We start from the raw sequence: 7,561 nt of genomic DNA, 5'->3' as shown, positions 1-7,561 counted from the left end.
TGGGAACACCGACGCAATCAAAGTGGAGCCCGCATCAAATGGATGTTCTCAACCGAGCAAGCCCGCGCCAAACTTGCCAAAGCATACCCAAACCCAATCGCCAAAGAGTCATAATCTCTGTGCAGAGGTACTAGGTCAGATTCGACTATCGCCTTATGCAATTGATCGCTGCGATCCAGCAATGTTCGAAGTTGCACGTGCCGGCCATATCGTTCAGTATGAAGTCCTCTGCCGCCATTTTCATCATGACCTGACGCTGATCGATGAGGTCCCGGGGCGCGATAGTCGCTGTGTGTGAGACTAATCAACGAATCCGAAACAATACGACTGACCAGCGGCATTCAGCCTCAGGAAAAACAATCAACCGAAGCCGCCAGACGACCGCATCAAGTCCGCCCGCGTTGGGGGCCCTTGCTCTCATTAAGGAACATTGATGGATCAACAGCTTCTCCAAGACATTGCAGAGATCTTGAATACGGATTCGTTGAACTACTCCGTTTTCCTGCAGGTGCATGAAATGCCCTTGCCGAAGCCGCCGGGTACGGCGGCTCTTATCAAAATGGCCTTGGGAACGGAGGCAGTGCTGGGCGAAATCAAAGACGTCCAAAGCACGTCCGTTTGGCCGGTGGTGGAAGAAGCTTTGCTTTACAGGGGCGACGATAGTGCTGGCCCCTCGGCCGCGATTATCAAATCTGAAAAACTTGCCACCGCGATCGGGATGCTCAAGGGGCAGGTCGCTGAACTTGTCTCGACAGCGACCAGGATCGAGTCTTTTGGGTTAAAGGACGGGCATCCTGCTTATCCTGTGTTCTGGGATTTTGCATTCCTCTTCAGCAGCGATGCAAGTGCAACCATTCTGATTGGGTCAAGCTCAGACTAACTATCTGGCGTATCGCCCGCACTCACTCCGCCTCCGGCGGATCCTCCATCAGCGCATCGGCAAAGCGACGCATCAGCCGCACCAGGTCCTGCATGTCCTGCTCGTCCCATGTCTCGAACACGGCGCGGCCGAGTTTTTCGCGTGCGGCGTCGAGTTTTTCGGTCATCGCCTTGCCCTTTGGCGCGATGACGGCCTCGCGGACCCGCTTGTCTGCTGCGCTTGCCTGTCGCGTCACCAATTCGAGGCTTTCGAGCTTGGCGACTTGGCGGCTGACGGTGGTGTAGTCGCGGCCGATGCGGTCGGCGATTTCGACCACGCCGATTGGGCCGAATTTCTCGATCCCGACAAGCAGGGGGAAAAGCGCCCGGTCGAGCGGGATTGCTGCCTGCCGGATCAAGAGCTCGTCGCGCTGCGGGCGGTTCATGACGCCGACAATGTCGAGCACTGCAAGGTGAAGCACGCGCAGTTGCTCGGATATATGTGTATTTTGCACATTTTCTGTTGACGGCATTTCTGTCTCCCTTTATATGTGCATTATACACATAGTTTGGAGAAAGGAAATCCATCATGAAAGCCGCAATCGTCGAAGCGGCGGGCAAAACGCCCGTCTATGGAGATTTTCCCGAGCCGGCGATCGCCGCGGGCGACGCGCGCGTCACGGTCACTGCCGCAGCGGTGAGCCAGGTGACGCGCAGCCGCGCCAGCGGCACGCATTATACGTCGTCCGGTGCGTTTCCCTTCGTCCCCGGCGTCGATGGCGTCGGCCGGTTTGAAGATGGCCGCCGCGTCTATTTCCTGGCGCTGAAGCCGTCCTATGGCGCCATGGCAGAGACCGCGCCGGTGTCGGCAGGGCATTGGATCGCGCTTCCCGATGCACTTGACGATGTCACGGCTGCGGCGATCGCCAATCCGGGCATGTCGTCCTGGGCGGCCTATGTCGAACGGGCGAAGCTCAGGGCAGGCGAGACGGTGCTGGTCAATGGCGCCACCGGAGCATCGGGGCGTCTTGCGGTGCAGATCGCCCGTCATCTTGGTGCCAGAAAGGTGATTGCCACCGGCCGCAATCTCGATGCGCTCAGGGAGGTCGCGGCGCTCGGCGCTGATGTGACAATCCCGCTCTCCGACGACGGCGACGCCCTCGAAGACGCGTTCAAGGCGCAATTCGCCAGCGGAGTCGACGTGGTGATCGACTATCTCTGGGGCGTGAGCGCCGAGCGCCTGTTGATCGCCGGCGCCAAGGCGGGCGCTGATGCGGTGCCGATCCGCTTCGTCCAGGTCGGATCGATCAGCGGTGGCGACATCGCGCTGCCGAGCGCCGTGCTCCGGTCATCGGCGATAGAACTGATGGGCAGCGGCATCGGCAGCGTTCCGCTTTCGCGCATGCTGGCCGCGATCGATGGCGTGCTCAATGCCACAGTGCCGGCCGGCTTCCGCATCGCTACGCGGACGGCTCCGTTGCAAGAGGTGGGCAGCGCCTGGCTCGAAGACGATCGCTCCCATCGTCTGGTGATGACCGTAGGTTAGCCCTCGAACCACGGCGGCTTGCGCAAAAGCGCCCTTGAATCATCGCTTGCCGGATTGCGAATCTCTCCGGTAAGACTTCGAGAAAGGTTGTTACAAAGTCAGCAGAGAGCCGATGTCGCCTGAGCGATTTCGGCCGGAACGCTTCTGGCTGCTTTGATTTATCGGTGGGGCCGCATTAACCAGGAGCCATCAGGCATTCCGCCTGCCGTTTCTGGAGGAACCGCCGCACAGCGGGGTCTATTTCCAGCGCGATTGCATGCCCATAGGCTTCGCGCGCCGCCGGCAGATCTCCCATTCTTGCATGCAGTTCGGCGCGCGCTGCCCAATAAGGCTGGTAGATGAGAAGCCGGCTGCCGAGGGCGAGTGTCGGCAGTGCCGCGAGGCCGGCGGCGGGGCCTTGCGTTTCGGCAACGGCGATGGCGCGGTTGATGGCGGCGACTGGCGAGCCGGTGATGGCGCAGAGCCCGTCATAGAGGCGCTCGATCGCTGTCCAATCCGCGGTGCCGGTGCGGCGGCGCACGACATGGGCGGACTGGATGGCCGCTTCCAGTTGGTAGCGGTCGAAGGCGTTGAAGGCGCTGGCGCGGATGAGCAGGTTTTCGGCTTCGTCGATCAGTCCTTGATCCCAGAGGGCAGGGTCCTGATCGGCGAGTGGCACGAATTCGCCTGATGGGCTGCGCCGGGCGCCGAGGCGCGCATGCGAATAAAGCATCAGCGACAGCAGGCCGAGTGCTTCTGGCTCGTTTGGCAGCAGGGCTGCGATCAGCCGGCCGAGCCAGATCGCCTCCTCGGCGAGGTTGCGCAAGCTGGCATCGGCACCGGCCGGGTCGCTCCAGCCTTCCGCATAGGCCGCATAGATCGCCTCCAGCACTGCACCGAGGCGGAGACGCATGTCGGCTCTCTCCGGCACGCGCAGGGGAATCTTGCCGCGCCGGATCCTGTCCTTGGCGCGCGCCAGCCGCTGGCCCATCGCCGCCGGCGAGACCAGGAAGGCGGAGCCGATTGCCTGGGCATCGAAGCCGAGGATGGTCTGCAGGATCAGCGGCGCTCTTATGCCGGGCTCGATCTCCGGATGGACGCAGGCAAACATCAGCGCGAGACGCGCGTCGGGAATGTCAGGCGCCTCTTTCGCCGTTGCCTCAAATTCCTCCGCCATCAGCCGCAGATGTTCCGCGGCAAGCGTGCCGACCTTTCTGTGGCGGATGGCGTCGATCATCTTGCGGCGGGCGGTGGCCAGCAGCCAGGCTTCGGGGCTTTTTGGCACCCCCTTGGCCGGCCAATCGGCGAGGGCGGCGGCAAAGGCCTCCGACAGCGCGTCTTCGGCACCGGCCACATCGCGGGTGCGCGCCGCGAGAATGGCGACCAGTTTGCCATAGCTGCGGCGCGCCACCGCTTCAGCGGCCTGGATGGCGGACTGGTCGTCTGCTCGCGGCACGGCAGTCCCTCAATAGACCATCAGAGGACGGACCTCGACAGTGTCATGCGCCGCGCCTGGGCAGCGCGCCGCCCAGGCGAGTGCTGCATCGAGATCGGCCGCCTCGATGACATAGAAACCGCCCAGTTGTTCCTTGCTCTCGATATAGGGGCCGTTGAGAACCGAAGGCTTGCCATCCGGCGCCCGCACCACCGTGGCAAGGGAGGAATCCTGCAATCCGTGTCCCATGACGAACGAGCCGGCTTTTCTCAGCGCTTCGGAATAGGCGGCGTAGGCGGCGAAAGTCTCGGCCTTGCGCTCCTTGGTGGCATTCCTGTGTTCGGCTTCATTCCAGTAGACCAGCAGCATATATTGCATGACGCGTTCCTTTCGCTCGACAGGCGGCGCCTCAAGGCCCGCCGCGCCAAAGACGTTCGACCTGGCGGGATTTTGACAGGGTGGGGGAAGAAAGTTGGGCGGGCTCCTGGCGCGCGATGCATATTTCGGGATCTGAGTGATTTGGATATTCCGCATTGTCAGTCGATGATTGCTGGCAACTGCCGGATAGCTATGCGTTCCGAAATTCTTGGACACAACATACATTGCGATAGCAAATGTAGTCGTCTTTCGGTAGACGATTGCACATGTGCGCAAGTGAAGCCGTGAGTTAAGCATGTACTATCTGTTCCATTTCAAGCTCCCGCCTCATGCCGGAAACAAGAGAGTTCTGTTCTGGTGCAAGGTGAGAGCGTGGGGAGCAGTTCACACAGGCGACGGGGTATACATTCTACCCAAATCCGAAGAAGCCTCTGACCTATTGAAAACGCTAAAAAAAGACATTGTGGAGGCTGGCGGTGAATTTGTGCTCCTCACAACCGCCGACGCGCCAGCTGATAAGCCAGATAAAGTGCAGGCACTCTTCGTGGTGGACCGCAATCAGCACTACGAGACTTTCATTGCTGAATGCGACAAGTTTGAAAAAGACGTAGCAGAGAAGCAAGCTACGGGTGGGCTAACCTTCGCACGCTTTCAGGAAAAAGATAGCCATATTCGAAGCTTGGAGGATTGGTTTGAACGCATCCAATCCGTCGACTTCTATGGGGCGCCACTCGCCCCTAAAGCTGAAAAGCAGCTTCAGAAATGCCTGCAGCTTTTTCTTGATTACCTTGATTTGGTGTACGACGCCAACGAAGGAAACGCACCCACAGAGGATTAAGATTTCAAAACTCGATTGTCCCGAAATTCTTGTTTCCTGCAATTGCGGCTGGACCGGGCCGCGTTGCTTGCAACGTGCGGTCAGCTCGCCCTGTAGGTCGCCGAAAGGGAATTCGATGAAATGACCACTGAAAGAATTACAGTCGGCGCTCAATTAGGAGGCCCCGATGTATCCGACGCCACGACGGCGGTATACCAAGCTCTGAAACGCCAGTTATGGGCGCATTGCACCCGATCTTATAGCCCGATTATTTCCGAATTTGCCATCGTTCTTCGAATCGATGGCTCTTTGGTTGAGTTTGGTGGCGAGGGTGTTCAAGGGCTCAGAATCCGTCGCAAGGACGCCTATGTCACAGCGGACTACGTCATTCCCGTAGCGCGTTGGAAAGATGTCCCGCTTCCGGCGCTGAAGGCATATTTTGCTGCTGCGGCAGTGATGACCATCGAGGCAATGGCCGCGCATCTGAAGAAACTCAAAGTTGCCGTCGACGCGGAAATGCTGACCGAGGACGTCAAGATGGCAGCGGGCGCTTTTCTCGATGCGCCCGTTCCTGCGTGAGTTCCACCCCGTAGCTGGGGTATTTGATAACCGCAGTTCGGAAGACTGTAGCTCGAGTTGGAGTCTCGCGACAGACAGCTACGACAATATTCCGCTCCTATCGCGAGGCGACAACCACCACGCCGGCGATGACCGACAAGCCAAAAGCTGCCAAGGTCAAAAAGACCAGAATGCCAACAACCGTTCCTGCCCCATAGGCGATGGCGGAGGCAGCGCCATGGGAGATCGTGTGGGCAATGATGGCCATGTTATCAGGACCGGGGCTGGCGGCGAATACGAAAAAGGCCGCGGTGAAGGCAATTAAAGTGAAAAAATCCATGGAATCCCCGAAAGTTATGATTGCTCGCGGGATTTCAGGATGCGCGCTTTTCTTCTGCGCGAAAGAGGTGGTGGGAAAAATCAGGACGCCCTGGTAAGTGGCTCGCTTTGGCCAACAAAACGGTTCCAGATAGGTGAGACTGGCTTGGGATCGATCGACAGTCATTACAGTCCCATGCTAGCCATGCCAGGCCCTGGAGCGTAAATCCGGGCAGATCAATGGGTTTCGGCCGACATGGAGATTTCGATGTGGACGCATGAAGAGACGATTGAAACCTCCGCCTCTGCTGCGCGGGTGTGGGCGTATTTCTCCGACGTAGCGCGGTGGAAGGATTGGAACGCGGGCATCGAGGCGATCGAAATCCATGGGCCATTCCAGGCAGGTACCTCCTTCACCATGCAGCCGCCCGGTCAGGACGCCTTCAACAGCACGCTCATCGAGGTCACCCCGAACGAAAGCTTTTCGGATAAGACAGTCGTCGATGAGACATGCGTCGTCGTCATTCACAAATTGGTTCCACTTGCTTCGGGAGGGACCAGGATCATCTATAGAACAGAAATTTCGGGGCCAGACGCTGACGCCGTCGGGCCGATGGTCACCTCTGATTTTCATCAAGTCCTGACCGCGCTGAAGCAGGTCGCGGAGCAGAAGTAGCGCTCATTCGGTCAGTCGTATTCAGGGCAGGATAGGCGTGCGGGGGGAGGGGCAACCCTCGCAAGAGGGGTCGGAGGCTGTCCGCGCCCGGGGACTTGCGCAAGGTGTGCGTGATTTTCGCCATATATTAGAAGCTGGACAAGCTGGTCATCTTGATCACATCGAGATTCTACGATAACAATTTCTGAGGTACGTACGTCATAGTGATGCCATGCATTTATCCCAGTATCGAAAGCGAGTTTTCATGGGGCAGAAATGTCAAGGCGCTGACATTTAAACCCGACCGCTCAGGGGGCTGATTTATCCGACACGCAACTTGGAAAGGCGAGACCATGAAGGCGTTCAGGCTTAATCCAGAATTTGTGATAGCGGAAGAACAGTCTCTTCGAAGCCTGTTTGAAGCCACGCATGCTCTGGCGATATTGAAGTGTCAGGACACCCTTGGCGAGCACGCGCAAGACTTTATTCGACGCTCGCCATTCTTGTGCATAGGCACACAAAATCTGGATGGAAAGGCGGATGTCAGTCCGCGTGGCGACCCCGTGGGTTTCGTCAAAATTCTCGATGAGCGCACATTGGCGATACCGGATCGACCCGGCAACAATCGCCTTGATACTCTGGTCAATATCATAGCCAATCCGAGCGTTGGGCTGATGTTCGTTATTCCAGGGTTCGACGACACATTGCGCGTGAATGGGCGGGCGACGCTGGTGAACGATCCTGATCTGCTGAATAGCATGAGCGTCAATGGTCGCGTCCCTAAACTTGCGATTGTGGTCGAGGTGGCTGAGGTCTTCATGCACTGCGCCAAGGCATTTCGGCGCTCTCGGTTGTGGAGCCCGGATCACTTTCAAAACCGTGCCGAGATGCCGTCGCTGATCAAGATCATTCTTGATGAAACGACGGGTGCGCCAAGCGACAAGGATGAGATGCGCGAAATGGACGACGCCTTGGAGGAAGATTACAAACGGACGCTCTACTAGAGCGTGTCGCAAA

10 protein-coding genes and 1 pseudogene are annotated in these 7,561 nt (G+C 58.5%); 7 read left to right on the top strand and 4 right to left on the bottom strand.

Annotated features, from left to right (window positions below):
* Window positions 1–298, top strand: a 298-nt coding sequence (locus tag AC1DYF_RS28185) for a hypothetical protein (protein ID WP_477880609.1), incomplete at its 5' end; no start/stop codon positions are given.
* 135 nt (window positions 299–433) lie between these two features.
* A complete protein-coding gene (locus AC1DYF_RS28180; RefSeq protein ID WP_477880605.1) occupies window positions 434–880 on the top strand; it encodes a hypothetical protein in 447 nt (148 codons plus the stop codon).
* A gap of 22 nt (window positions 881–902) precedes the next feature.
* On the opposite strand, the gene AC1DYF_RS28175 is transcribed toward AC1DYF_RS28180, so the two are convergent.
* Entirely contained in the window at window positions 903–1,391 is a 489-nt protein-coding gene (locus AC1DYF_RS28175; protein WP_477880603.1) for a MarR family winged helix-turn-helix transcriptional regulator, read from the bottom strand.
* A gap of 56 nt (window positions 1,392–1,447) precedes the next feature.
* Between AC1DYF_RS28175 and AC1DYF_RS28170 the strand changes: the two genes are divergently transcribed.
* Complete coding sequence (locus tag AC1DYF_RS28170) at window positions 1,448–2,404, top strand: quinone oxidoreductase family protein (RefSeq protein ID WP_477880601.1); 957 nt, start codon at window positions 1,448–1,450, stop codon at window positions 2,402–2,404.
* A 175-nt stretch (window positions 2,405–2,579) separates the two neighbouring features.
* On the opposite strand, the gene AC1DYF_RS28165 is transcribed toward AC1DYF_RS28170, so the two are convergent.
* Entirely contained in the window at window positions 2,580–3,839 is a 1,260-nt protein-coding gene (locus AC1DYF_RS28165) for an RNA polymerase sigma factor (RefSeq protein WP_477880599.1), read from the bottom strand.
* 9 nt (window positions 3,840–3,848) lie between these two features.
* Window positions 3,849–4,196: a YciI family protein gene (locus AC1DYF_RS28160; protein WP_477880597.1), complete on the bottom strand. Its 348-nt coding sequence runs from the start codon at window positions 4,194–4,196 to the stop codon at window positions 3,849–3,851.
* Window positions 4,197–4,491: 295 nt separating this feature from the next.
* Between AC1DYF_RS28160 and AC1DYF_RS28155 the strand changes: the two genes are divergently transcribed.
* Together AC1DYF_RS28155 and AC1DYF_RS28150 are read left to right on the top strand one after the other, a co-directional pair.
* A complete protein-coding gene (locus AC1DYF_RS28155; protein ID WP_477880595.1) occupies window positions 4,492–5,034 on the top strand; it encodes a Chromate resistance protein ChrB in 543 nt (180 codons plus the stop codon).
* Between the two features lie 120 nt (window positions 5,035–5,154).
* Window positions 5,155–5,592, top strand: coding sequence for a hypothetical protein (locus AC1DYF_RS28150; protein WP_477880593.1), 438 nt, complete (start codon window positions 5,155–5,157; stop codon window positions 5,590–5,592).
* A 124-nt stretch (window positions 5,593–5,716) separates the two neighbouring features.
* Here the strand turns inward: AC1DYF_RS28150 and AC1DYF_RS28145 are convergent.
* Window positions 5,717–5,911: pseudogene (locus AC1DYF_RS28145) on the bottom strand (LysE family transporter); the annotation flags it as partial.
* Window positions 5,912–6,157: 246 nt separating this feature from the next.
* Here AC1DYF_RS28145 and AC1DYF_RS28140 point away from each other — a divergent pair.
* Window positions 6,158–6,565 carry an SRPBCC family protein gene (locus tag AC1DYF_RS28140; RefSeq protein WP_477880591.1) on the top strand — a complete coding sequence of 136 codons (408 nt, stop codon included), beginning with the start codon at window positions 6,158–6,160 and terminating at the stop codon, window positions 6,563–6,565.
* A 332-nt stretch (window positions 6,566–6,897) separates the two neighbouring features.
* Entirely contained in the window at window positions 6,898–7,548 is a 651-nt protein-coding gene (locus tag AC1DYF_RS28135) for a pyridoxamine 5'-phosphate oxidase family protein (RefSeq protein ID WP_477880589.1), read from the top strand.
* Window positions 7,549–7,561: the final 13 nt, after the last annotated feature.

It is taken from the genome of Rhizobium sp. P2_G9 (genome assembly GCF_056403475.1).
Note: the sequence above shows the minus strand (reverse complement) of the source record. Positions and strands in the feature narration are given on the sequence as shown.